Below are 26,033 nucleotides of genomic sequence, written 5' to 3'. Positions count from 1 at the left end.
ATGATGAAGGGCGGTCTTGTCCGCCCTTTTTGTCGCTTTAAGACGCTTTTGCCTCAGGCTTAGGTATCGGCGGTTGTGCCGGAATATCAACCTTATCCTCATGTGGTGTCAGCGACATAATCTGATTAAAGCTGTTTCTTAACTGGTCGACATCCATTTCCGCTTCCCCTTTCGGTTGAATCAGAATAAATGCCACCTCTTGTGACAGGATTTGCTTCAACTCACGATTAAGCATTTCTGGGGTCAAGGAAGCTAAAAATGCTTGTCTCAAACGCTGATACTGCTCAGGGGCGATATCCACCACATTGCTCTGTTGGGACAAAAGGCGCTGATTAATCAAAATATCCGTGCTGGTATGACCATACATGGCAAATAACTGGCTAAGTTGAGCTTGCTTTTGCGTATATAGCTCATCAAATTGCCCCTTCGGCAATCCTTTATCGCGCAGCGTGGCCAACTCAGCCGCCAGATATTCCATTGCCGGTTTTAGATTACCGGCTGTCGTGTTGAGATTCAGGGCGCAACTCGCACGATGATACTGGACTTTACAATCCAAGCCCAATTTCAACGCTTTATCATTTTTTCTTTCTAGCCCAAGTTGCAGATAGCGATAAAGCGCCTCGCGGGTAATATCACTGATCCAATAGTGATTAAGCACATACGAATCATTAATCGGCTGCCAATTGAGATCCCAAATCAAGGATAAAGTATCTTCTTTCTTTTTATCGCTGATAATCCCTATGGTCTCCGGTTTCATTGGCGACAACGCTGCAATAGTGGCCGGAGTATGACGTTTACCTTTCAATGATGAAAATGCTTGGTTGATATTTTCCGGCAGAGTACGGCTATCCACATGGCCCGCAACATATAATGTCATCATGTCAGGGGTATACCACTGCCGGTAAAACTGTTTAAGCTTTTCCAAATCAATAGGTTGATGCGCGTTTTGCGCCGGATCATGCCCTAACAGCGTTGAACCTTTCAAGCGTCTACGCCACACAGGATCTTGTATATCTGGCGGATAGGTTGCAACGGATGTATCAGCCATTTTCATGGCATGTTGTAGTGTCTCAGGTGTAAATACCGCTTTGCCCGCGGCATCAGCCAACCAGTTCAATGCGTCTTTTAGTAGTTCCGGCCGATTATGTGGCAAGCTCAAGCTATAAAGTGTGAAATCATATGAAACAATAGCTGGAGGCAGTGGGTATTTTGGATCAATAGCACTGTTCCATAACTGGTCTAATTTGGTGGAAGATAAACTTTTGCTACTAAAGAGCACGACTTTCGGAATCAACCAAGTATAACCTGCTTGCTGGGTTTTCTCCGCCAGTGACCCTGTTTTCACGACAAGGCGCAACTGTATTCTGTCGTTAGGACGTTGTGGCGTCTGCAAAATTTGCCAGTTAAAACCGTTTTCCAGTTTACCCTGTTTCCAGGCAGGGTCAGGCTGCAAGGCTTCTGCCTGCGTCTGGCCCGCAATTGCCAGCATTATCCCACCAATAAAATAACGAATTTTCGTACCCTGCATGTGAACCCCTATAGATGTCTATCCTTGGTTTTAGCCTTCGAAGGTTTAACCAATTGATGACAGAATATGTTCCCTTCGACCAATAATAACGGTAGAAAAAGCAAAAACCTGAATTTTAGCCGACGAAATCCTGTCAGGATTATAACTGAGGATTAGACCTCAAACCGCCACGGATGGTTTCATGATGACGGAGGTTTATGCTTATCAAATTGACGATTATATCCTCTGATCAGCATACCTAATTCATCGTCCTGATGGTATTTAGGGCAAGCCATTGGCTCTGATGGTTGATCGTTATTAAGATCCCGTGCAATGTCACGTAATGGGTGCACAATAATCCGGTTAATACACCAGCTTATCGACACCGTAAGGATAAGGGCCAGTAATAAATAAGTTGTCAGCATCAGTGCCAACGTATTAATAGCAAAACGGTATACTCGGTTGGAATCCACTTGCAAAATCAGATGCCCTAGCGGTTTAGTATCTGTCGATACTGAACCATAAACATGAAGAGGAATACTCACTTCCACAGGGATACCAAAAACACGCTTAGCCAGTTCGGGGATTGGACGATGGGTAGCAAAGCTCAATCGTATCACCCGGATATCCTCCGGTAATACCACATCTGCCCGCCCTAAAATCCCTACAGTACGCAACCCTATCAGCAACTCTTTTGCTTTACCAAGATCAGAATTAAGTAGTGCTTCCGTTAAAGGCGCCTGTACCTGAACTGCCGCATTATTAAGCTGGCTGATATAATCATCTTTACGTTGCTGTATAAAATGACACAATTGAATCGTAATAAAAATAGCAATGGTCACTAGCGTGACGCCGGTCACTGCGGCCATCTGTTTAATGGTTAACGAACGTTTGACGCGCAATTTCATTTTCACTTAAACCAATGCCTGTGGATATCGCAGTTATAACACGTGATCAATGGAATTGAGTATACTTGATTTTATCGCCAACGATCCTGTTTCACTTATCCAAGTCGTTATTTTCCTAAAATAATTACCTTTGGTGGTTATCTGTAACTATTAGAAAAACATATAAATATTCAATTTTCCTATTTAAAATCGCCTGATTTGACCACAATGTGTAACGCTGATGAAATCAAGCCACCAATCAGAAGCTTAAATTAGTCACCCTTTTAGCATTACACGAAGAAAAGTATCAAGCCAAGCTACTTGTTTTTCCTAGCGATCCACCTTTACTTATTCTGCCCAAGACACGTTCCTAATAGTTATGTTGCCGTGATTTAACTCACTGTATACACGACATCATTAAGCAAAACGTAATGAAAGTTTAAATTTATACTATATTCTATTGTATGCACCAGTTTCGGAGAAGCATATATTAACCACAGTAATTCACTGTATGTCCTGCCCCCTCAACATGACACTATTAACCTTGTGTGAAAGGATGGTGTGTATGAGTGATCTTGAAGATTTATACCCCTATCGTTTTTCAGCACTCTCCTATTCTAAAGCTGAGCGGTTTGATGCTTGGCGAGAAAAGCATCAGCATCATAATATTTCGCTAAAAATGCGTGAAATTATTATCTTAGATGCTAATTTCTGTGGAATGCATATAGGGGAGTTGATGCTCGGACGTTGGCGTTTCCTTAGCAAGCGCGAGAATACAATCAATGACTTTGCTTATCGTTCATTAGACAAGATCCGCAAGGACAATCTTGACCACTATTATTTTCGCCTTAGTCTTTCTGATTCGTGGATTTATAATGATGCTAGCCACCAAGCTAAGATAAAGCCTTCACAATTGGCTGTTATCGATTTAGGCCAACCATATGATTTGAGCATCGCCGAAGGTGAGGTCATCATGTTGATGGTTCCTCGTGATCTTCTCCCAGCAACAACGGCTAATTTCCACGGGGCAGTTTTAAATCACAGCCTGGGACAGCTTTTTGCAGAACATATTAAAGCACTATTTCTACATACTCCCCACTTGCCGAAGAACGATATGCCACAGGTTATGCAAGCTACTTTGGGCTTCCTGAATGCAACGCTTTCTGCCACCCCAGATAATATTATTCAGGCACAAACTGCAATTGATACGACTTTATTCAACAGGATCAGACACTATATTGATCAAAATCTTAATTCAAATAAACTAAACGTTAACCAGATTTGTGAACAAATCGGCATTTCCAGGAGTCATTTATACCGGCTCTTCGAAACGGTAGGCGGTGTAGCAAATTACATTTGTTCACGACGTTTATCTAAAGTGCATTCAATTCTGAGTTCCCAAATCACTCCACGTCAACGTATTGCTGACTTGGCTTATCAGTATGGGTTCAGTAGCCCGGTTCAATTTGCGCGTGCCTATAAGAGGAAATTTAGCTATTCTCCAAGCGAAACGAAAAGAATCGTTCTTCCTACCGATGAAGATTCATCTGTCTTGCAGCCTAGTGGCGATTTTTGGCTACGATCTCGTTGATTAATGTTTGTCTGTGCTCTGCCCGACCGCGGGTGAATGGGTGCTCAACATTATGCTACAAAGAGCATCTCCTGCAATCATCCCGCCCGCGAAAGACTCCAGTCCGTGGGAAGGGTGGTTGCGATACTTTCGTTTTACCCATAAACGACAAATCAACCCAAGGAGAACCATCCAACCAACCGTAGGTTTAGCTATCAATAGCCCTGTTGCAAGCATGATACCTAATTGGCCCCGAGCGCCGCCAATAACTTGTAGTAGCGCGCCCAGTATTACCCAGCCGGTGAAAGTCATTAAGTTGCTTTGATCTATACTTGTTTTAATCGCCGCAGCATAAGCCAAATTGACGGGGGCAAACAGGTTACGAGCGAATAAATCCTGCCAGGTCAGTAGAACAGCTAAAATCGCTATGCCAAAACCTAACATGCCTGCGATCATTTGTTCTCGCCGCCCTCTTTGCTCAAATATGGGATCACGATTATCACCTCTCAATATGTATCCTGCTTTAAGGTCGTAGCCCATATCAGCAAATGCAGGCCCAGTTGCCGATGTAAATGCGGTTAATACGACTAAAGCCTTTACTGGAAAGCCGATCCAGATACCAATGACTAATGAGAGTAGCGCTACACCAAACGCCGGCATCCACCCGGTATTCATGGCTGCGATTCCCACGATGAGCTCGTGAAGTAGCGCTGAGATCGTGCCAAATACAACGAATCCAATCAACATAGGTAAACTAAGTTGTTCAAATAGCCCTGTCCCTAAAGCAAGTATCATAGCCAAAAGTAGATAGCCCAAACTACCGAGACCGAGTAAAGCCCGAAAAGATGAGGTACCAAGCTGATCAATCTGATGTTGATGACCACCGGCGGGGATAGTGATGTGTCTCTTCTTCCGCTTGTACATGGAAAGACCAATTTGCAAAGCTGCCACCATACCAGCACCAACCAAAATCCCTTCAGGCATTCTCAGGGTACTGATATCCAATGCAAACACAATATAGAGACAGGGAGCCAATAGCAGTCCAGCCGCGAATGACAGCATAGCCGCAAAGCCCCCGATAAAAGCAATACCGGCAGCCGACATTGGCAAACCTAAAAGACTGCCGATAAACCCACTTATCACCCCACAGATTAATGTGATCGTTCGATAACCTCCTCGATCAGTGGTTTTGATCACCTCAGCGGTAGCCATCCCAAGAGGCCAAGCGCCTGATGCTGGAAATACCGGGGAATCAAACATACGATATAGCAGGAAAGCATCCCACAACATAGCCAAACTTACCCCTACCAGTATCGGCATAATGAGTTCAGGCATCTCCATGACGTACGCGATACCAAGCGGGGCGAGAAGGCTGATAGCTGCCCCAAAAGTGGCAGAGGACATACTGGTTTGCACTAAATTTTGTGCATGAACAGAACGGAAAAGCGTGAATTGATAGATTGGGAGCCGTGCAATAGCCATAGCAACCAGAGCACCAATTATAGATGTGCTTGGTGTGACACCCAGAGTGACAAGTGTTTGGATACCAATTATTGATCCGAGAGAACTTACCAGAATCAATACAACTAACATTAATGGAGAAAACGCCCGTGGATGAGGTGATGAGATATTCGTCATACGCTGGTGGCTTGATTCTGTCCCCACGGTGTTCTCCCCTAATTTTCAAAGTTAGTAGTAGTCACTGTCTCTCTGTTGTTTCATCATCTATTTTCGATTTAGACCGATTTTTAAATCTATTGCAGATAGCTGCCGAACAACGTGGCATCTTCCTGTAATGCCTATTGTTTCGACTGTTGTCGTTTCAATGTCATCGAAAGGACACACAAAACTGAAAGGGAGATGGCTAGCAACAGCCACATTGCCGCACGGTATCCCTCAATAAAGAACGTATGAAAAACATTTAGCGCATCTGCAAGGTCAAGACCAGCATGCTGATGCAAAGCTGAAAGAGCACCTCCAGGTTCAGCGATAACTTTCTCCACCCATTGACCAGGCGCCACGCCAAACGCACCTAATTTGAGTAACAAGCTGCTGGTAGCAACTTGCTGATAAAGTAGCAGACCAAAGGCAAGACCTACCGCCCCGCCAATATTATGCACCGTCCACGATGACCCCATAGCAACCGCTCCCATACGTTCCGGTACAGATGACAGCGCAGCCACTGTAGATGGCCCCAACACACAAGCCCAACCAATACCCATAAGCGTAAACGCAATAGCAATACTGAATAGACTGCTGTATTCGGAAAAGAGTGTTTGAAGGAATGCTGAAATAGCAAAAAATAAGAAGCCGCTGACAAGTATTATTTTGACTCCCATTCGGTCAGTAAGCCGACCAACAATCGGTGAAAGAAGAGCAACCATCGCCGTAGTAGGAAGCAACATCATACCTATCTGATATCCTTCAAGATCTTTTATCGTGTGTAGGTACAGAGGCATCAGGAAAAAAGCCAGACAGTAAAAAAAGGCCAGTGCCGCATTGGCTATAGCCGCACCAATGAAAGTCCGGTTTTTAAACAGATGGAGTTGAAGGATCGGCGCAGAGACCCGTTGTTCAATATGATAAAATATGACCAACGCGACGACTGACATTATTAAAAGACCTAGCGTAGAGAATGACAACCATCCCCACTCACTACCTAAGCTGAGTACAACAATGCAGGCCGACAGACCGGTGATCAGAAAAATCAATCCCCCCCAGTCTAACGTCGTCCCTTGTTCCTTATTCTTAGATTCTGTGACGCTAACCGTACAGATTAATAGGCTTAAGACAATTAATGGAACGTTTATCAGGAAAATCCAACGCCAACCCAGAGTGCTAACAATGATTCCTCCTATTACTGGACCGATTGCCAGCCCAAGTCCATTAACCCCAAAGAGCAAACCGATACCTTTTCCACGCTCCTCCTCAGGGAAAGCATTAGAAACTATGGCGCCAGAGGCGGTGTATAAGATTGCGCAAGATACTCCCTGAGCAAATCGAAAAGCGATAAGCCAGTTTATATTGGTAACGAGCCCAGCACCGAGTGATGCGAGCCCAAAGCATATGGCGCCAAGGTAGAGTACCCGTCGACGACCATAGAGATCCGCCATACGCCCCATCACAACCATGAAAGCCGATAGCGCCAAGAGAAAAATATTGATAATCCACTGGAGTTCAGCCACTGTAGCATGAAGATCAGCTCTTATTGCGGGCAAGGCCGTATTGACGATAGTAAAGTCAATACAACCAAGAAAGCTCGCAATACTCACCCCCGTCAAAACCCACCACTTTCTGTGATTCTCTGAGAAAAAAATCATCAAATAGCCTCCACTGTGTTCAGTAGCTCATCTAAAAAATTCCCGGAACCTTATTGAAACAAGCTCGAATATTGGCTTAACATGTGCCGGGAATTTCTTGGAACGACAGACTATGACCTTATCTTCCTTAGTTATTTCATATCTATCAGGTTACTGATATTTCATGTCTTTTTGATTTATTCCACCATACAATGAATCGCGTCTTCCTGAAGGAATGTATTATTAAGAAAATTTGGCATAGACCGCTTCTTAAAGCGTAGAGATAACCAGCGTTCTTTTCCAGGATATTTTTCAACAACGAAACGCTCGCGTGTAGCATTCATAGCCGCAGTCATTGGTTGTGGGTAGATGACAAAATCGTAACCTTTAGCTGCCCAAATCGGCATGATTATGGGACATTCTTCCATAAGATAATTTAAACAGCTTATAAATGCCTGAGCGGTATCAATACTTGGCTCCCGCTTTACCATTCGATCAGTGAATATGCCTATGGTTTCGTTAATCGCCTCTTTATAGGCAAGATCATTGGCATATAATTCTTCTATATCTTCTCGAAATGCCAAATATGATATATCGTTTAGGGCCTCATCCCAGCGGAGAATATTGTTGGGAATCGAGAGTGCAGCGAGAACTTCAGAATTTCGAGCGATCCAGGAAGTACCCAATTCATATGTAAAACGATAGGCGGCTTCACAACTCATTCCCAAATAATTATGCCGCTGTAAGGTATCAGCTACTGCAATTGTACATGAAGAAAACCCACTCCTATTAATTAAATCAATGGTTGCTGCGAGTTTATCGCCTTCGTGATATTTTTGGCCGACACTGATAAGTAAGATAACCTTGCTACCCAACAAGGCCGTTTTTTCTTTATCAAAATTGAATGCAGCTTTTGAAAAGAATGTGTAACTAGCCATATTCTTGCCTCCAAATTGAAGCTTTATTATTCCCTAAGCACCAATACTGTAATTTGATTTTATTCTCGTCATAAGATGATCTGCATACTCAATATGAGGATACCTTGCCGGATTATCCGCATCCTGAAATATATCTAATGGAGCTATTTGAGCGTGCATACTTGGCTCAAAAAAGAAAGGAATAGCATATCGTTTCTTTCCAGAGCGATTTATTACCCGGTGGGGAGTAGAAATAAAGTTATCGTTAGTCATCCATTTGATCATATCTCCGCTATTTAGGATAAAAGAACCCGGTTCAGGTGGAACATCAATCCATTCTCCCTCTTGATTTTTGACTTGCAGTCCCCCAATCGTATCTTGTGCTAATAAGGTCAAAAATCCATAATCCGTATGCGGGGCAATGCCATACTGGTCTTCAGGAATGATATCTGGCTGTTCCGGGTAATATTGAAGCCTCAAGAAAATAGTCGGTTCCCTGAAATAATTATCTAATGCATCGGGGCTTAGGCCGAACGCCATTGCAAAAACTTGTACCATCCGTTTAGCCAAAGCCTGCATAGATTTATAGTATGTTGTGATCGTCTCCTTAAACTCCGGCATATCTTCAGGCCATTGATTTGGGCCAGCTAAGTTTTGTTCTAGTTTAAAATCTTCACTTTCCTCCAATACTTCATTAGCAATAATAAATGCCTCACTTTGATTAGGCTTGTTTGCTTTTTCCAAAGTAGATAATTCAAATCGAGATGTACTCCTCGGCATATAACCCCGAAAGAACTTATTTTGACGAATTTTTAATTTTTTATTCAGTGGTAAATTGTGGAAATCTCTTGCTGCCTGAAAAGTGGCTTGTACTAAATCTTCTGATATGCCGTGATTAATCAGGTAAGCAAATCCCACATTTGTATATATTTGGCGAACTTGCTCAGCGACTGACAATAATCCCGTATCTGTATGGGCAAATATTGGTGCAAGGTCAATGTGAGGTATTTTCTCAAAACTTTTCATACATGACTCTCCCTGATGACTCAATGTCAAATAATGATGAATTCTCTCCTTTAGAATATAAATCATAAGAATATTTACAGGGTAAGCATTCCGTCCCAGAAAATGGATATTTCATCCCATAAGGGATTTTTATACGTGTAATGAATAAGTTGCTGAATGACATTTGTAACAGCAGGTTTATCATTGCCAAATAGACGATTTTTTTTATCTCTTTTAACTCACTCTTTTTAAGTAAGTTGCCGCAACTCGGGTTTGAAAGGGGGAAATCAGAAAGAAAATAAGGATGGCTCAACCTACCCACCATCCTTAAAAGTTATTAGCTTAACCAATTATTCCACTGCAACATTTTCATCCTGATCAACCGCAAAACAAGCGATCAGTTGATTACCATATTGATTCAGTTTTGGCTGAAGCTGAGTACAAACGCTAAGCGCCCGGCGGCAACGCGCTGCAAATGCACAACCGGGAGGTGGATTCATCGGGCTTGGCAATTCACCTGTCAATTTTATCCGTTCACGACGTAATTCAGGATTCAGCCTTGGCGTTGCTGATAATAACGCCTGTGTATAGGGGTGACGTGGGTTACTGAAAATCATCTCTTTACTGCCTTTTTCCACACAACGACCGAGGTACATCACCATCACTTCATCAGCGATATGTTCAACCACCGATAAGTCGTGGGAAATAAAGACATAAGAGAGCCCCAACTCTTGTTGTAAGTCCATCATCAAATTCAACACCTGTGCCCGCACCGAGACATCCAATGCGGAAACCGGTTCATCCGCAATCACCACATCCGGGTCCAACATCAGACCACGAGCAATCGCAATCCGTTGGCGTTGACCACCAGAGAACATGTGCGGATAGCGGCTGTAGTGTTCAGTTTTTAGCCCCACTTTTTCCATCATCTGCAACACTTTTTCTTTACGCTCCTGTGCGCTCAACTCGGTGTTGATCCGCAGAGGCTCCTCCAGAATCTGACCAACTTTCTTACGCGGATTAAGTGAACCATAAGGATTTTGAAACACAATCTGGATTTTCTGACGACGCAGTTTTTCAGCGTCTTTATTTGGCACCAGCAGATCTTGTCCCTGATAATAAAGCTCACCATCGGTTGGTTTTTCAATCATCGTCAACAATCGCCCCAGCGTGGACTTACCACACCCCGATTCACCCACAACTGCCAGCGTTTTTCCCTTTTCCAGTTCGAAAGAGATGCCATCCAGCGCTTTTACCGTTCTAGCTGGCGAAAAGAGTCCCCCTTTGATTGGGTAATATTTTTTCAGATCTGTCGCTTTTAATAACGGCGCCGTTGATATCTCCTGCGCCTGATAAATAGATTCACTCATACTGTCGGCCTCCCCGCATCATCCAACGGTATATGGCATTTCACCTGACGTTCCCCTACCGTTCTTAATTCCGGTTCCACCTGACGACAATGGTCATTTGCATAGGGACAACGTGGATTCAGTAAACACCCGATAGGCCGGTCATATTTCCCCGGCACAACTCCCGGTAAAGAGGCAAGACGGGATTTATCCGTGGCAAATTCAGGTAATGCCCGGAGCAACGCCTGAGTATACGGATGACGTGGCGCCCGGAAGATCTCCGATGCCTTGGCGGATTCCACCACCTGTCCGGCATACATCACAATAATATGATGAGCAGCCTCTGCAACCAACGCCAGGTCATGGGTGATTAATATCAGCGCCATATTCTCCCGCTGTTGCAACTCCAACAACAGTTCAATAACCTGCGCCTGAATGGTGACATCCAAAGCGGTTGTTGGTTCATCAGCAATCAATAACTTGGGCCGACAGGCAATCGCCATTGCGATCATCACCCGTTGGCTCATACCACCGGATAATTGATGCGGATACACATCCAGACGTGATGCAGGATCAGGGATACCAACCAAGGTCAACAGATCAATCGCTCGCTGGCGTCGGGTACGGCGATTGCCGCCTTGATGCACTTTCAGCGCTTCCATAATCTGAAACCCAACGGTATAACAGGGATTCAAGCTGGTCATCGGATCTTGGAAGATCATTGCCACTTCCGCACCAACCAGTTGGCGGCGTTCTTGCTCGGAAATTTTGGTCAAATCACGCTGGTTAAATTCCAGCTTGTCAGCCATTACCTTGCCAGGATAATCAATCAATCCCATCACAGCCAATGAACTGACCGATTTACCTGAGCCAGACTCTCCGACAATCCCGACAACCTGCCCTTGCTCAACTCGGTAACTGATACGGTCAACGGCGCGGAACGGCGCCTCTTCGTCACCGAAGTGAACCGATAATTTTTCTACATTTAATAGTGCCATTTCGCCACCTCATTACTGCTTGAGTTTAGGATCAAGCGCATCACGCAAACCGTCACCCATCAGGTTAAACGCCAACACTGTCAGCAGAATCGCCACCCCTGGGAACGTCACTACCCACCAGGCACTTTGTGCAAACTGCAATACATCAGACAGCATTGTTCCCCATTCCGGTGTGGGTGGCTGCGCACCCATCCCCAGAAAACCCAAAGCAGCCATATCAAGAATGGCATTAGAAAAACCCAGAGAAGCCTGCACAATCAGCGGCGCCAGACAGTTAGGCAAGATATTGATAAACATCTGACGCATGGAACCCGCCCCCGCCACCTGCGAGGCCGTCACATAGTCGCGGTTAACTTCGACTAATACCGCCGCACGAGTTAAACGGATGTAATGCGGCAGAGAGACAAAGGTCAACGCTAACGAAGCATTGACAATGGATGGCCCAAAGATCGCCACGAGCACCAAAGCCAGCAACAGGCTTGGCAATGCCAGCATAATATCAACGATACGCATGATGATAATATCCACCACACCACCGAAATAACCCGCCAGCACCCCCAGAACAACCCCCATCAACAGGGATAGCACCACCACCAGACAACCTACCAACAATGAAAGCCGAGCGCCGTACATCAAACGCGAAAGTAAATCACGCCCAACATCATCAGTACCCAGAATAAACTGCCAACTTCCCCCTTCCTGCCATACCGGCGGCGTCAGCAAAGAATCGCGGAACTGTTCAGCCGCACCGTGTGGGGCAAGCACTCCCGCTAACAGAGCGACTAATAACATCAGCACAATATAAACCAGGCCGACCACGGCCCCTTTATTGCGCTTAAAGTAATACCAGAACTCCTGCATCGGCGTCATAATCTTAGGCGCACTGTTTGCAGGCTCAGTCACTTGAGACATAATGTGCTCCCTATTTCTTATGCCGGATACGCGGGTTAACAACGCCGTATAACAAGTCAACTATCAGGTTAACCAAAATGATCATAATCGCCACCAGTAATACGCCTCCCTGCACCACCGGATAATCCCGACGTTGAAGGGCATCGATCAGCCAGCGTCCAAGCCCCGGCCATGAGAAGATAGTTTCAGTCAGGATCGCCCCCGCCAGCATAATGCCGACCTGCAAGCCGATAACAGTGACAACCGGCAGCAATGCATTACGAAGCGCGTGGACCACAATCACACGCATACGACTCAAGCCTTTAGCGCGGGCAGTACGGATATAATCTTCACCTAGTACTTCCAACATCGAAGAGCGGGTCATACGGACAATAACCGCCAGTGGAATCGTCCCCAAGACAACGGCGGGCAAAATGATATGCATCACCGCATCTTTAAAATCACCGGCTTCACCCCAGAATAACGTGTCGATTAGCATAAAACCGGTCAGCGGATAACTGTCATCAAGGAAAACACTGTCGCTTATCCGCCCGGATACTGGCGTTAGATCCAACTGGACAGAAACCAGCATGATCAACATGATCCCCCACCAGAAGATCGGCATGGAGTATCCGGTTAGGGAAAGTCCTATCGCAGTATGATCAAAAACAGAACCACGCTTCACCGCCGCGAGGACGCCAACGGGAATACCAACAGAGATAGCGAACAGCATGGCGCATATCCCCAGTTCCAGCGTTGCCTGGAAACGGGGAACAAACTCTTCCCACACCGAGATACGACTTTTCATGGAGATGCCAAGATCACCATGTAACACATTACTTACATAATGAAAGTATTGCTGCCAAAGTGGTTTATCCAACCCCATTTCGGCCATTAGCTGGGCATAGCGCTCAGCAGATATTCCACGTTCCCCGGCCATAATGGTCACCGGATCGCCGGGGATCATATGGACAAAAGCAAAAGTCAGTAAAGTAATGCCAATAAACGTTGGGATTACCAACCCCAGACGTCGGAGTATGAACTGCAACATATCCCAAACTCTCTTTTTTTAAATGCCAGTTACAGCTCTCAGGCCGTTTGGCTTGAATAAGGGGGAGGACTTTCCCCCTTTTGGCTCACAATCTTTTGACTCACAATGTAATCAACACCTTGCCTCTGCTTTTTTGTTAGTTTTCCACCGGTCATAACCATCTGGAAAAAGCCGCCATCTTCGGTTAAAAATCAGTAAGATGGCGTATCACAACAAAGCAAAAACAGGATTATTCGAGAGACACGGTATCGAAGCGGTGTTTATTACCCAATGGCTCAACGACATAACCTTTAACTTCTTTACGGATGGGTTCATAAACAACGGAATGAGCGATAATCAGCGCCGGGACCTGCTCGTGCATCACAACCTGTGCCTGTTTGTAAAGCTCGACACGTTTGGCGTGATCAGAAGCGACACGCGCTGGCTGAATGATGTCTTCAAATGGCTTGTAGCACCATTTAGAGTAGTTGGAGCCTCGCTCTTTGGCCGCACAGCTAAATAGGGTTGCGAAGAAGTTATCTGGATCGCCATTGTCCCCGGTCCAACCCATCATCACAACTTGATGCTCGCCGTCTTTAGCTCGTTTCAGATATTCGCCCCATTCATAACTGACAATTTTGGCTTTCACACCAATTTTCTCCCAGTCAGCCTGGATCATTTCAGCCATACGACGAGCATTTGGGTTATACGGACGCTGTACTGGCATTGCCCACAGATCGATAGTAAAACCACCTGCCAAACCCGCTTCTTTTAGTAACTGTTTCGCCTTTTCCGGATCATATGGATAATCTTTAATGTTATCGTTGTAACCCCATATTGTCGGTGGGATCAGGTTCTTCGCTTTTTGACCTGCTCCCTGATAAACCGCCTCAACGATAGCGTCTTTATTAACTGCCATCGTCAACGCCTGACGAACTTTAAGATTATCCAATGGCTTTTTGGTGACATTGAATGAAACATAACCAACGTTCAAGCCCGGTTGTTCTAACAAGACAATATCTTTATCCTTCTTCATGCGGGCAATGTCCGCTGGATTTGGATATGGCATGATCTGACATTCATTTTTCTGTAGTTTTGCATAACGAACAGATGCATCAGGAGTAATAGAGAAGACCAATCGATCCACTTTTGCTTTATCACCCCAGTAGGATTTGAACGCTTTATACAGGATACGAGAATCTTTCTGATATTGAAGCAACTGGAATGGACCCGTGCCGATTGGATTCAGATCGACATTTTCCGGCGTACCGGCTTTCATCATCTTATCTGCATATTCTGCGGACATAATAGAGGCGAAATCCATCCCTATATCAGCCAGGAACGGGGCTTCTGGACGGGTCAGTTCAAACCGGACAGTATAATCGTCAACTTTTACAATCTTATCGATCATCTCACTCATGCCCATGCCAATGAAATACTCATAGCTACCGCCAGAGACTTTATGGTATGGGTGATTTTTATCTTTTTGACGCATGAAAGAGTAGAGCACATCGTCAGCATTAAAATCACGAGTGGGTTTAAACTCTTTATTTTCGTGCCATTTAACGCCTTTGCGCAGATGGAAAGTATATGTCTTGCCATCATCACTGATATCCCATCTCTCCGCCAATCCGGGTATGATTTCGGTGGTACCGGCTTTGAACTCAACCAAACGGTTATACAGTGGTACAGAGCTGGCGTCATAAGTTGTGCCAGCGGTGAACAGTTGTGGATTAAAGCCTTCCGGTGAGCCTTCGGAACAGTAAACCAATGTCTTTGCCTGAACGCTGGCGGTTACTGCCAATGCAACTAAGCTGACCCCTAGCTTCAATAACTTCGCCCCTTTAGAGAAAGTTGTCATTTCTTGCACTCCATTTGTGATGTTGTTGTATACAGCCAGAATCTGCACTTCCTGTCCGAAACCGTGCTGTTTAGGTTCTGTTTATTATTTTCAGCTTATCAATTAAACAACTGTTGTCTCTTGCGTCAATAAGATCTCAACAAATGTCATAAACAACAGGAAAACACAAAGGAAACTAATAATTAACATAGTTAGCACAAAAACATGACAATGCGCACATTTTATAGACAAAAAGACCATAAAAAGCACATAGCGACAGAACTAATCACTATTAATCTGTGCGCAAAATTTGTGGTTGTTTGACTAATTAGTAAACGATTATTTCACGAGAAAAGATGATAACTGGTATAAAATGCTGCGTGCCAAATGAAATCGGCACCTGAAGAGTTAATCCAATAAGTATAACATTAATAATATAAATAAATACAAAAACCTGTTACTAGTTTTATTTACTTTTCATCACTTTTGGTTTCATTAATGGTTTCTCGGTAAATTTAGGTGATATCTAAACGACTAAATCTGGTTTTATCCATCATAGCCGCCAGAGCCAGAATTTTACTGGAAAATATAACGCATCTCTGGTTAGCAACTATTATTATCTATACCCGTCATCTTTCAAGCTGCCTCTTTGTTGGCTGCACTCACTCACCCCGGTCACATAGTTATCTATGCTCCCGGGGATTCGCTCCCTTGCCGTCGCGATGCAACTTGAAACCCATAGGGTATAACATATAATTCTAAACAGGTTTCAAATACCCACCCAGTTCTTCCATTATTCTAATTTTTTCGTAATCCTTATGGATAATATTCTTATCATGATGAACTAAGTAAACTGTTCCAGGCTGGCTAAAAACATCTTTAGTTATTTCGATTTCATCACCTTCATCAGCATAAAAAATAGCTTCGCAAAAAGAAGGCAATTTCTTTAATTCTGCCATAAAATCATTAGCAGTAAATATACCAGGACGATGATTAATCAAACATACATTATAGGAATGATTAATAAGAGTATAAGCTTCTCTTTGTATAGCCTCATGGAAATTTTCCGGTTCAACAATAGACATAGCAGCAGCACTAATTTGCCCTAAACCTGTTGTTAATTTTGCTATCGTCGGTCGTAATATTCCGTCTATTCTCGCGGCAATTTCAACAAGTTTTGGACCATCAGGCGTTAACATCACTTCCGCATGACTGGGACCATTAAATATGCCTAAAGCAATGACAACTTTTCTCGTATATTCTACTAAAACATTATATTCTGGATAAGAGGAATCGATAATGTCATCAATATCATAGATTATACTACCAGTATCAAGTTTACGTTTCTTATATTTTACTACTTCGGTAACTAATTGGTGACGATTAAGCGATACCATATTAACGACATATTCAGTCCCGTTAAGAAATTCTTGTATTAAAACCTGATGATTACAGAGATTAAGTTTATTGGATTTTCCCAGTATTTTATGAAAAGCTTCCTTAGCAGAATGCATATCTTTACAAATATAAACACCATCGGAGCCCGCACTCTCTAATGGTTTAAGTACTACAGGAAAGTGATTAAAGGCTTTAATCCATTGTTCCGCCGCAGGCCAATCTGAAAATTTGCCCTGCTCAGCCGCCGGAATTTCATATTTTTTTAGTGTATCAATCATCTCATATTTATTGCGCCTTGCAGATGTCTTGGCAAAATCATTTTTATAATTCAATTCAAAATGATTATTAAGCTCATCAGCAAGCGAAACACCACTTTCACTCCCGGCAATGATAAATTCAACTTCCTGTTTTTCAAGGAAGTTGACTGTATCCTCTATCGTGTCGTGAATATGGTGCTCTTGGTAGATTGAATAATCAAATCCTTTATAATAATAACTATGTAAATCTGATTTCGAAGCGATATGCAAGAGATAACACCCCTTCTCATAAAGCTCTTTAGCCATAAATTTACCAGAAGAAAAACCATCTACAATAGCAACCTTTTTCATCTTATACCCCATTATACCCTATTTGTCTTTTTTATCTTACTTACACCAAGAATGGTTAATAAAGAAACTATAACCGAAACTGCGATCAGACTTTCAACAGAAAAAGCTATCCGTGAATCAAGATATTGAAAGAGAATCGTAAATACAGGTATTAACAAAAATAACAAAGAGACATGAAGTGGGGTAATAGCATTAATTGTCTTCTGTACCAGATAAATTGGAAGTAAATGTCCGACCATAACCAGAATCAACATCGGAAGAACCATCTCAATATCCAAGCTAAGAGAAACATCGGATATTGAAATATAACAAAATGAAATTACTACCATTAAAATATTTCTAACAGACAAGATCTCATATGTTTGCCATTTTTCCTTGAATAATTTCTTAGAAAAAATAGTGTATAATACCGTTCCTACCGCACTGAGTATCACACTAACAATACCAATAATCCTATCCTGAATTGAGGTTGATGATAATCCACTATTTCCTAAAAATGAATTTATCAGCATCACACCTACCCCAGTGAGAACTAACCAGGATATGACAACTTCCAATCTTTCTGTTTTTGCCTCGCTTTTATCGATAAAAGATGAGAGGAGGATAGTTATCGCAGGGCCACAAGCCACTGAAGCGACACCCACTATTGCAGGCTCAAGAAAACGCAGCGCAATGATTAATCCTCCCCAATTTAGTAAAATTGAGACATTAACAATTAATACCAATAAGGTGTTCTTGCGGACCTTCACGATTAATTGATTAATCCCTTTGCAAATACTTATCATCACAAACAACAGAGTAGATGATACGAAGCAATAAAAGATAACAATAGCTGAATTTATCGATTGCGTTAAATACGCAACAAACACATCAAATGCTGCACTGATGAGGCAAAAAACAACCCCATATACTACGCCATTATATGAAGACATACATCACCTATTGCTCTTTTATTCCAAAAAGTAAATTTCCGACATGAGATTCCTCTTATTATTGCAAATTCATCTTTAATCGTTATTGTCTCATATTTGTTATTAATCAATAACCTTAACACTTTTATGATCAAGATAAATTTTCATAATCGTTTTCACCTCTATGCCAGTCTTATCTTTCACCTTATTTTTACCATTATTCTGGACTTTCTCTACCGCACAGATAACATCTTTAATCTCCCCCCCTCTCTTTTGTACGGCTTCTATCAGGGATATCACCGCCCCTCCGGTACTTAACGTATCATCAATAATAGAAACGCGATCACCTGGTTCTATTCCATTGAGATACATTTTTCCTTCAAAATATTCAGAGCTGATCTGGACAACAGTGTTATTCATCTCGTCCAAACCATAGGGATACCATCTGGCCATTGCTAATGGTATTCCTGTAAAGAGAGAGATAGCTGTTGCCAGTGGAGCGCCTTTATCCTCTTCTGTAACAATTTTATCTACTTTAAGATCCATTAATTGAATTATTCTATGCGCAACTTCGATCAAAACTTGGGGCCTCAACGCGGGCAGTTGATCTGTAAATTCATTAACTGTTGTAAGTGCTTTCCCCGAATTAACAACCCTTGCGTTTTCATAAACATCTTCTAATAACATTTTCAATTTGCCTTATATTCAGGATAAATACCATCCCAACGACTTTTATATTTCCATGCACTATCAAAGAATAACGTAATGAATACTTTATTATGTACTTTTTGCAACATCCTCTCACATACTAGTAAATTAGCACCACAGGTAGGACCTATACCAAGATCATCACTTAATATAAATTCTTTCATTCTTTTCCATGCTTCATCCCCCTCTACTGTATATACCTCATCAACTAATTCTTGGACAGTATTGACCGAAAGAACACCAGCACCAAGCCCCATCAAATTATGATTATGATGTTCAAAATGAAGGCCGTTTCTCAGTGCATATAATGGCGCAGAACTGTTTACTTCAATGCCAATTGTTTTTATATTGCTATATTCTCTTTTTAATACTTCTGCAATTCCTGAGAAAGTTCCACCTGTACCTATCGAACAAATAAAATAATCAGGAATAAGATTATTTTCTTTTAATTCTTTAACGATCTCCTCTCCACATATATTCCAAGCTTCCTTATTTAAGGTTGTACCTGACTGGTCAAGAAAAAAGACATTATCTCCTCTTTCAGCACAATCTTTTGCCGCCGAAACTGCTCCATTCAGAAACAATTCCTTTGGTGTCTCATAAATTTCCGCACCATAAGATCTTATTTGCTCTTTACGCTCATCTGTCATACCTTCAGGCATAAATATTTTGACCTTATACCCTTTCTCTCTTCCAATCCATGCTAATGCCGCCCCGCCATTACCTGTCGAACAGTCAATCAATGTCATGCCTGGTCGTATCTTACCTTCTTTTTCTAACGTATTGACTATATGCAAAAATGTCCTATCTTTATGGCTACCAGTAGGATTTTGATATTCACACTTCGAAAACACTCGATTACCGTTTATTCTAAACTGATCAAGTTCGAGTAAAATCGTGTTACCTATATCATTTAATTTCACATTTACATTCCATTTGATGTTCATAGAAGATAATATTCATACACCATTCCTGTATTTTTTCAAACAAGTCATTTAATGAATGAGATATATTTCTCATATGGATAAATTAAGCTTTATTTATCATGGAATTAATAAAATCAGAAAATAAACACATTAAATATCATTAACAGTAATTAATTGTTATTTTCTTACTATGATATTATTAGTATATGCGCAATTTTCCTATAGGGATTACTGGCACAAACGATTAAATGACTCCGCAATCAAACGTTGTGAAAAACTGGCCTTTTTTAAGCTGAAAATCGGGTATCTTTCTGTTTCGGCCAGCTATTTATAGATCATCGTACATTTTCCTTTAGCGAGCAAGATGCTTACTATAGCAACTGACCGTTTTTCTAAAAAATTACATTATTAGTCTAGTCTATCATATAAATCTGATTTCGAAGCTATATGTAAGAGATACCCTCCCTTTCTCATAAAGCTCTAACCATAAACTTACCGGAAGAAAAACCATCTACAATAGCAACCTTTTTCATTTTATACCTCATGATACCCTATTTGTCTTTTTTATCTTACTTACACCAAGAATGATTAATAAAGAAACTATAACCGACGCTGCAATCAAACTTTCAACAGAAAACGCTATGCGTGAATCAAGATATTGAAAAAGAATAGTAAATACAGGTATTAACAAAAATAACAACGAGACATGAAGAGGAGTAATGGCATTAATTGTCTTTAATACAAGATAGATTGGAAGTAAATGTCCGACTATAACAAGAATCGACATCGGAAGAATCATCTCGATATCTAAACGAAGAGAAACATCGGATATTGCGACATAACAAAATGAAAGTACTACCATTAAAATACTTCTAACAGACAATATCTCATATGTTTGCCATTTTTCTTTAAATAATTTCTTAGAAAAAATAGTGTATAATACTGTTCCTACAGCACCGAATATCACACTAATAATACCAATAATCCTGTCCTGAATTGAAGTTGATGAAAACCCACTATTTCCCAAAAATGAATTTACCAACATCACACCTACCCCAATGAGAACTAACCAAGATATGACAACCTCCAATTTTTCTGTTTTTGCCTCGTCTTTATCGATAAAAGATGAGAGGAGAATAGTTATCGCAGGGCCGCAAGCTACTGAAGCGACACCCACTATTGCAGGCTCAAGAAAGCGCAGCGCAATGATTAGACCACCCCAATTTAGTAAAATTGAGACATTAATAATTAACACCAACAAGGTGTTCTTACGGACCTTCACGATTAATTGATCAAACCCTTTGTAAATACTTATCATCACAAATAACAAAGTGGATGATATAAAGCAATAAAAGATAACAATAGCTGAATTTATCGATTGCGTTAAATACGCGACAAACACATCGAATGCTGCACTGATGAGGCAAAAAATAACCCCATATATTACGCCATTATATGAAGACATATATCACCTATAATTCTCTTATTCCAAAAATTAAATTTCCGACATTTGACCGATTTTATTATTGAAAATTCATCTTTAATCTCAGTATTTCCTATACTTAACGTATCACCAATAATAAAGAAGCAATCACCCGATTTAATACTATTAAGATACATTTTTACTGAAAAATGTTCAGAACTGATCTGTACAACAGTATTATTCATCTCATTAAAACAATAGAGATACCATACAGCCATTACTAATAGTACTCCTGTAAAGAGAGAGATAACAGTTGCCAGTGATATTCACGCTTTGAAAATACTCGATTTCCGTTTATTCTAAATTTATTAATTTCGAGTAAAACAGTGTTACTTATGTCATTTAATTTCATATTTCCATTCCATTTGATGTTCATAGAATATAATATTCATACACCATTCTTATGTTTTTTCAAACAAGTCATTTAATGAATGAGAGATATTTCTCAGATGGATAAATTAAATATCGCGGATAGTAATTAAATGTTATTTTTTACTATGATATTATTAGTATATATGTAATTTTTCTATCGGGATTACTAGTAAAAGCGCTTAAATAAAGTTTAAGTTAAATAGCATAATTTATATATGTATTTTTAAATTAATTTATCAATAAAAGACGATAAATTTACCAGCGAACAATAGTTATAATTTCTTACCATTGATCTAATAATATGCACAGAGTTATCTGAATAACCTTCTTATTAGAAAATGCTATCTTGTCTCCAAATATGATGATGCATTTTTATACCCGCTTTTCTCCTCATTTTTTCAACAGTAGCTAGAATTGGTAAAGACTGGTTTAACATCAGTTCGTTTATTGGCTCGAAATTTGATTTATCTGACTCTGACTTTCAATAATCTTTGACATTTTTACGAGATTAAATTATGTATAAATTTTTTAACGAAACCAACGATCAAATATAGTCACTAAATTCAGCATTGTTACACGAGAATTTATCATCATTTACTGTCCACGGTGAAACTTCTCGTTGTGACCAGATTATTCAAGAGATGATTATGCACTAATATACGGCGGGATCTAATTCATTTTGTGTGGTTAATTCAGTTGTAAAAAGCCAAATAAATCTCAAAAAAACATACTTTAAATAAGATTCCAAAATAGTATTACATCTTATACTACCCATAATTTTATGTATAACAATGAGTTGAAGAAGGCCATGTGTAGCAGAATTATGAAACGTTATTTAATTCTATTGACAATGGAATAAAACTTCAAAGAACATTGTTTGATTATTTTTAATAAAAAGCGTAATCTCGACCTGTGGTTAGCTAAGGATTAAAAAATCGCTACCATTAATGCCAGATTTTAAAAACGCGAATATAGTGAGATTAAAATTTTTATATAAAAATTAAATTTTACTTAATAAGCGCCTTTTTCAGAAGGATAGTTAGTTGTATTCAATCAGGTCAATTAATCATTAACAGAGAATTGAAAAGAAATCAGATCGCAAAAAATATTATCTGAACAGGATCATATTTAATTGCTTTCTAGTTATTATTTTATGAATCAAGTCATGAAAATAATGCAATAAAAAATAGTGTAAAACAGAATTAATAAAAATAAAAAACGGGTATGATTAACGTTAGTTGAATGTAAAACACAATATCCCATGATGATTAAATTTAACAAAAAGCGAACGTTAAAAGTGGCAAAAAGATCGTTAAAAATTTATACCAATTAAACCAGAAACCCAAATAATGGTTTTTAATAAAAGTTTAAATGAGCTTGTCGTCGGTAGCGAGAATCCAAATGTCTTACTTGTGTTAAGTGCAAAAATCATCTACAGAGATGTACAGGAACTTCTACGCTTTGAGACGTAGGGTTCTGCTAAGTAGAACCCTAATCGAATAGTGACGACAACTATATTGCTCATTGTTACGCCAGAGGTATATAGGGGTTAGGGTTAATAAATCTAGTAGGAGCATAGTTATCATATCCTTTACCCCTGCAATATTCTTTTAACTGACTTAATGAATTTATCCCCATTTTTTGATAAATTATTTGTAGCCTACTTTGTACCGTTCTATATGAAATACCTAATCTTTTAGCTATATCTTTGGCGCTTAGTGATTGCAAAGCAAAAAATACTATATCGAACTCTCTATCAGTAAATAAATCAGTTGGTGTGCCAAAAGTTAATGAGTCGGGATGCCTGTTGTTTTCAAAATGATACATGGAATAAATTTCAAGTTTTCTACCATGTCCAACAACCCCAATACACTTTCCATCCTTCATTAGTGGTGTAATATGGGCTAGAAATGGTTGGATAATTTTTTCTCTCCCGCCATAAATGAAAGTGTTTAGTACCGGAATGGTTTTTTGACTAGTCATTACTTTTTTATCATTAGCTTGTATAATATCTGCAAACTCAGCCGATGGTGCTGGACATTCACTATCAAGCCTACCTTCTATGTTAAAACCCTTAGGAAGGCCAGTGTAATAAAGCGTAGCATCATTAGCATAGACGAATCGAGATTCTTTGTCTTTTATAACCCAAAGATCGTTGCTGTTTTCCATATACGATATGAAGGCATCAAAACTTTTTGAATGAACATCCAGTTCCTTGTTTACAGAGAAACTCATAGTTTTATCTTTCATAATTTCACCCATCATGATTAAACTGTAATAACTTCCATGTGAGGTTATCACTTTTACAATTCAACAAGTAGTTATATTTATGATTTTCAAACAATAATCTCTAGAAAAACCGTTTTTTATGATTATACTCAAGATACTTCAAAGTGCATGTTTGAAAAACGATTATGTTGTTGAATTTAAATGTTTTTATGTCTGACGGTTCAAGCATCTTGAAGTTCATTCGGTATAAATGCATTAGTTTACCTTGTGGTAAACTACAGGGCGGGATATAACTCATTTTGTGTGGTTACTTCAGTTGTAAAAAGCCAAACCAAAAATTAAAAAACATTCTTTAAGGGGCTGTCCTAGATAACGATTATATTTTTCCTTTAACTATTTGTTTTAGAATATGTAATTGGTCTTTTACACCTGGTGTATTAAATCTCCACTCACATTCCTTGAAAAAGAGCTCAAAATGCTCCTTTGGGATGCCATTAAATCTGCGCAGATGACGTTTGGCCTGGTTCCAAAAATTCTCTATTCCATTGATATGATTTTGACCATTTTTAGCACCTACAAACTCTGTACTATGGTTGATACGATAGTGTTTAAAATCGGATACATCTAACACATCATCGCTGGCAAAATTGTCTGTGTAGACCAAGCTGTCAGGCTTAATTTTCGCCGTGATTATCGGCATTAACGTATCGGATTTCGCGTTAGGTATTAGCCGGGTGTAAACCTTGCCACCTCGCTTGAGAAGCCCAAAAACAAGGACTTTCCCCGCGGAGCCTCGTCTGCATTTTCCTTTACGTTTACCGCCGAAATAGCTTTCGTCTATCTCGACTTCACCGTCAAACATAGAGTGTTCATCGACATAACTCGCGATAAGGACTCTGAGACGGTAAAAATAGTAAGCCGAAGTCGTCTTGTTGACACCGACTAACTCTGCCGCAGTGCGAGCTGTAGCCCCCGCAACGAAGAGCCCCTAAAGACGTTTTTGCTTGTATTGGCTAACCCGACTTTTTCTCATCTGGATATCCTAGATCAAATGACTTATCTAGGACAGCCCCAAAAAGAAATATAGATATTGTTAATGACTTTGGCCGCGATTATGCCGTATTAGTGACATTAGGTATTCTCGGACTGCCAAGTGATAACTATCGTGATATAGCTGAATGGCAAAAGGGTATCGCCAGTTTTATTACCCAGTTTGACCAAACAGAACCAGAAAAGATGCACAGTCTTGAATGTAGTCAGAAATTAATTCGCTTATTAAAGCCTATAATAGATCAGAGACGGCGTAATCCCAGCGGGGACATTATATCTATATTCTGTCAAGATACAGCGATGTCCATGAGCGAAATTACAGCACTGTGTTTAAACATTCTATTAGCGGCTATAGAACCTGCTGACAAGATATTAGCAATGATGCTTAATCACTTAATATCTAATCCGAGTATGCTTGAGGCAGTGCTCAAAGATCGCAGTCTGGTTCGAGATGCATTTGAAGAAACTTTACGTCTGACATCACCTGTACAACTAATTCCAAGAGAAGCGAGTGAAGACGTCACTATTTCTGGTATCGATATACCTAAAGGCGCTTTAATATTTTGTATGATTGGCGCAGCTAATCGCGATCCATCGGTTTTTCACAAACCAAATGAATTTGATCTATATCGAAGAAAAAATACAACTTCACAACAGAAAGCAAATCGAAAAAGACATTTAGCTTTTGGGACAGGTACTCATGCCTGTGCTGCGGCTGCATTTTCACTCAGTCAGTTGGAAGTTTCATCCAATATTATTTTGGATCGCCTGCACAATTTACGTTTTGCTGATAACCATCATTATCAAGAAACAGGAGTGTATACACGAGGACCTTCTAAACTCCTTCTGAGTTTTGATCCAAAAATATCTTCTACTTCTGGGAATGATAACCCTGATCTGAAAATGACTATGGGAGCGATGGAATAGGAACATAAAGCTCATACTGTGGTGTAACGAGGAACACTGCCGCCTATACGATATAGCGACATAATGGTGAGTATGTGGCAATTCTAGAAAAACATCAGACTTGTGTGAAATAGTTCAGAATGTCCATC

General features: G+C 40.6%; 19 protein-coding genes and 1 pseudogene. 2 read left to right on the top strand and 18 right to left on the bottom strand.

Going from position 1 to position 26,033, the window contains the following annotated elements:
- Positions 1-37: 37 nt before the first annotated feature.
- The gene (locus EAE90_RS03115; RefSeq protein WP_214052224.1) at positions 38-1,528 is read right to left on the bottom strand and encodes an insulinase family protein; all 1,491 of its coding nucleotides are present in this window, start codon (positions 1,526-1,528) and stop codon (positions 38-40) included.
- 179 nt (positions 1,529-1,707) lie between these two features.
- A complete protein-coding gene (locus EAE90_RS03110; protein ID WP_214052254.1) occupies positions 1,708-2,415 on the bottom strand; it encodes a HAMP domain-containing protein in 708 nt (235 codons plus the stop codon).
- Between the two features lie 544 nt (positions 2,416-2,959).
- On the opposite strand from EAE90_RS03110, the gene EAE90_RS03105 reads away from it, so the two are divergent.
- A complete protein-coding gene (locus tag EAE90_RS03105) occupies positions 2,960-3,985 on the top strand; it encodes an AraC family transcriptional regulator (protein ID WP_214052223.1) in 1,026 nt (341 codons plus the stop codon).
- Here the strand turns inward: EAE90_RS03105 and EAE90_RS03100 are convergent, their stop codons facing one another.
- From EAE90_RS03100 to EAE90_RS03025, 16 genes and pseudogenes are all read right to left on the bottom strand, one after another.
- Positions 3,986-5,629, bottom strand: a complete 1,644-nt coding sequence (locus tag EAE90_RS03100) for an OPT/YSL family transporter (RefSeq protein ID WP_339920658.1) — start codon at positions 5,627-5,629, stop codon at positions 3,986-3,988.
- Between the two features lie 134 nt (positions 5,630-5,763).
- Positions 5,764-7,284 carry an MFS transporter gene (locus tag EAE90_RS03095; RefSeq protein ID WP_214052222.1) on the bottom strand — a complete coding sequence of 507 codons (1,521 nt, stop codon included), beginning with the start codon at positions 7,282-7,284 and terminating at the stop codon, positions 5,764-5,766.
- 176 nt (positions 7,285-7,460) lie between these two features.
- Entirely contained in the window at positions 7,461-8,201 is a 741-nt protein-coding gene (locus EAE90_RS03090; protein ID WP_214052221.1) for a hypothetical protein, read from the bottom strand.
- Between the two features lie 33 nt (positions 8,202-8,234).
- Positions 8,235-9,206: an isopenicillin N synthase family dioxygenase gene (locus EAE90_RS03085; RefSeq protein WP_214052220.1), complete on the bottom strand. Its 972-nt coding sequence runs from the start codon at positions 9,204-9,206 to the stop codon at positions 8,235-8,237.
- Between the two features lie 329 nt (positions 9,207-9,535).
- Entirely contained in the window at positions 9,536-10,555 is a 1,020-nt protein-coding gene (dppF, locus tag EAE90_RS03080; protein ID WP_214052219.1) for a dipeptide ABC transporter ATP-binding subunit DppF, read from the bottom strand.
- A complete protein-coding gene (gene dppD / locus EAE90_RS03075; RefSeq protein ID WP_036779825.1) occupies positions 10,552-11,532 on the bottom strand; it encodes a dipeptide ABC transporter ATP-binding protein in 981 nt (326 codons plus the stop codon). The genes dppF and dppD overlap by 4 nt, the downstream gene beginning before the upstream one ends.
- 12 nt (positions 11,533-11,544) lie before the next feature.
- Positions 11,545-12,444 carry a dipeptide ABC transporter permease DppC gene (dppC, locus tag EAE90_RS03070; protein ID WP_214052218.1) on the bottom strand — a complete coding sequence of 300 codons (900 nt, stop codon included), beginning with the start codon at positions 12,442-12,444 and terminating at the stop codon, positions 11,545-11,547.
- A gap of 10 nt (positions 12,445-12,454) precedes the next feature.
- On the bottom strand, positions 12,455-13,474 hold the full coding sequence (gene dppB, locus EAE90_RS03065; protein ID WP_036779829.1) for a dipeptide ABC transporter permease DppB: 1,020 nt from the start codon (positions 13,472-13,474) through the stop codon (positions 12,455-12,457).
- Between the two features lie 229 nt (positions 13,475-13,703).
- Complete coding sequence (dppA, locus tag EAE90_RS03060; RefSeq protein WP_214052217.1) at positions 13,704-15,314, bottom strand: dipeptide ABC transporter periplasmic-binding protein DppA; 1,611 nt, start codon at positions 15,312-15,314, stop codon at positions 13,704-13,706.
- 737 nt (positions 15,315-16,051) lie between these two features.
- A complete protein-coding gene (locus tag EAE90_RS03055; protein WP_214052216.1) occupies positions 16,052-17,299 on the bottom strand; it encodes an ATP-grasp domain-containing protein in 1,248 nt (415 codons plus the stop codon).
- Positions 17,300-17,310: 11 nt separating this feature from the next.
- Positions 17,311-18,231: a DMT family transporter gene (locus EAE90_RS03050; RefSeq protein ID WP_214052215.1), complete on the bottom strand. Its 921-nt coding sequence runs from the start codon at positions 18,229-18,231 to the stop codon at positions 17,311-17,313.
- Between the two features lie 102 nt (positions 18,232-18,333).
- Entirely contained in the window at positions 18,334-18,897 is a 564-nt protein-coding gene (locus EAE90_RS03045) for an adenine phosphoribosyltransferase (RefSeq protein ID WP_214052214.1), read from the bottom strand.
- A 2-nt stretch (positions 18,898-18,899) separates the two neighbouring features.
- The gene (locus EAE90_RS03040) at positions 18,900-19,841 is read right to left on the bottom strand and encodes a cysteine synthase family protein (RefSeq protein WP_214052252.1); all 942 of its coding nucleotides are present in this window, start codon (positions 19,839-19,841) and stop codon (positions 18,900-18,902) included.
- A gap of 544 nt (positions 19,842-20,385) precedes the next feature.
- Entirely contained in the window at positions 20,386-21,309 is a 924-nt protein-coding gene (locus EAE90_RS03035; protein ID WP_214052213.1) for a DMT family transporter, read from the bottom strand.
- A gap of 1,917 nt (positions 21,310-23,226) precedes the next feature.
- Complete coding sequence (locus EAE90_RS03030; RefSeq protein WP_214052212.1) at positions 23,227-23,949, bottom strand: helix-turn-helix transcriptional regulator; 723 nt, start codon at positions 23,947-23,949, stop codon at positions 23,227-23,229.
- Positions 23,950-24,304: 355 nt separating this feature from the next.
- Positions 24,305-24,961: pseudogene (locus EAE90_RS03025) on the bottom strand (IS1595 family transposase).
- A 92-nt stretch (positions 24,962-25,053) separates the two neighbouring features.
- On the opposite strand from EAE90_RS03025, the gene EAE90_RS03020 reads away from it, so the two are divergent.
- A complete protein-coding gene (locus EAE90_RS03020; protein WP_339920654.1) occupies positions 25,054-25,905 on the top strand; it encodes a cytochrome P450 in 852 nt (283 codons plus the stop codon).
- The last annotated feature ends 128 nt before the right edge of the window (positions 25,906-26,033 follow it).

This window comes from Photorhabdus caribbeanensis (assembly GCF_018448885.1).
Classification (GTDB): Bacteria; Pseudomonadota; Gammaproteobacteria; order Enterobacterales; family Enterobacteriaceae; genus Photorhabdus; species Photorhabdus caribbeanensis.
This window is presented reverse-complemented; position numbering and strand designations above follow the sequence as displayed.

Coding starts and splice junctions, on each gene's coding strand:
- EAE90_RS03115 (WP_214052224.1), bottom strand. CDS start 1,528: ATGCAGGGTACGAAAATTCGTTATTTTATTGGTGGGATAATGCTGGCA.
- EAE90_RS03110 (WP_214052254.1), bottom strand. CDS start 2,415: ATGAAATTGCGCGTCAAACGTTCGTTAACCATTAAACAGATGGCCGCA.
- EAE90_RS03105 (WP_214052223.1), top strand. CDS start 2,960: ATGAGTGATCTTGAAGATTTATACCCCTATCGTTTTTCAGCACTCTCC.
- EAE90_RS03095 (WP_214052222.1), bottom strand. CDS start 7,284: ATGATTTTTTTCTCAGAGAATCACAGAAAGTGGTGGGTTTTGACGGGG.
- EAE90_RS03090 (WP_214052221.1), bottom strand. CDS start 8,201: ATGGCTAGTTACACATTCTTTTCAAAAGCTGCATTCAATTTTGATAAA.
- EAE90_RS03085 (WP_214052220.1), bottom strand. CDS start 9,206: ATGAAAAGTTTTGAGAAAATACCTCACATTGACCTTGCACCAATATTT.
- dppF (WP_214052219.1), bottom strand. CDS start 10,555: ATGAGTGAATCTATTTATCAGGCGCAGGAGATATCAACGGCGCCGTTA.
- dppD (WP_036779825.1), bottom strand. CDS start 11,532: ATGGCACTATTAAATGTAGAAAAATTATCGGTTCACTTCGGTGACGAA.
- dppC (WP_214052218.1), bottom strand. CDS start 12,444: ATGTCTCAAGTGACTGAGCCTGCAAACAGTGCGCCTAAGATTATGACG.
- dppB (WP_036779829.1), bottom strand. CDS start 13,474: ATGTTGCAGTTCATACTCCGACGTCTGGGGTTGGTAATCCCAACGTTT.
- dppA (WP_214052217.1), bottom strand. CDS start 15,314: ATGACAACTTTCTCTAAAGGGGCGAAGTTATTGAAGCTAGGGGTCAGC.
- EAE90_RS03055 (WP_214052216.1), bottom strand. CDS start 17,299: ATGAAAAAGGTTGCTATTGTAGATGGTTTTTCTTCTGGTAAATTTATG.
- EAE90_RS03050 (WP_214052215.1), bottom strand. CDS start 18,231: ATGTCTTCATATAATGGCGTAGTATATGGGGTTGTTTTTTGCCTCATC.
- EAE90_RS03045 (WP_214052214.1), bottom strand. CDS start 18,897: ATGTTATTAGAAGATGTTTATGAAAACGCAAGGGTTGTTAATTCGGGG.
- EAE90_RS03035 (WP_214052213.1), bottom strand. CDS start 21,309: ATGTCTTCATATAATGGCGTAATATATGGGGTTATTTTTTGCCTCATC.
- EAE90_RS03030 (WP_214052212.1), bottom strand. CDS start 23,949: ATGAAAGATAAAACTATGAGTTTCTCTGTAAACAAGGAACTGGATGTT.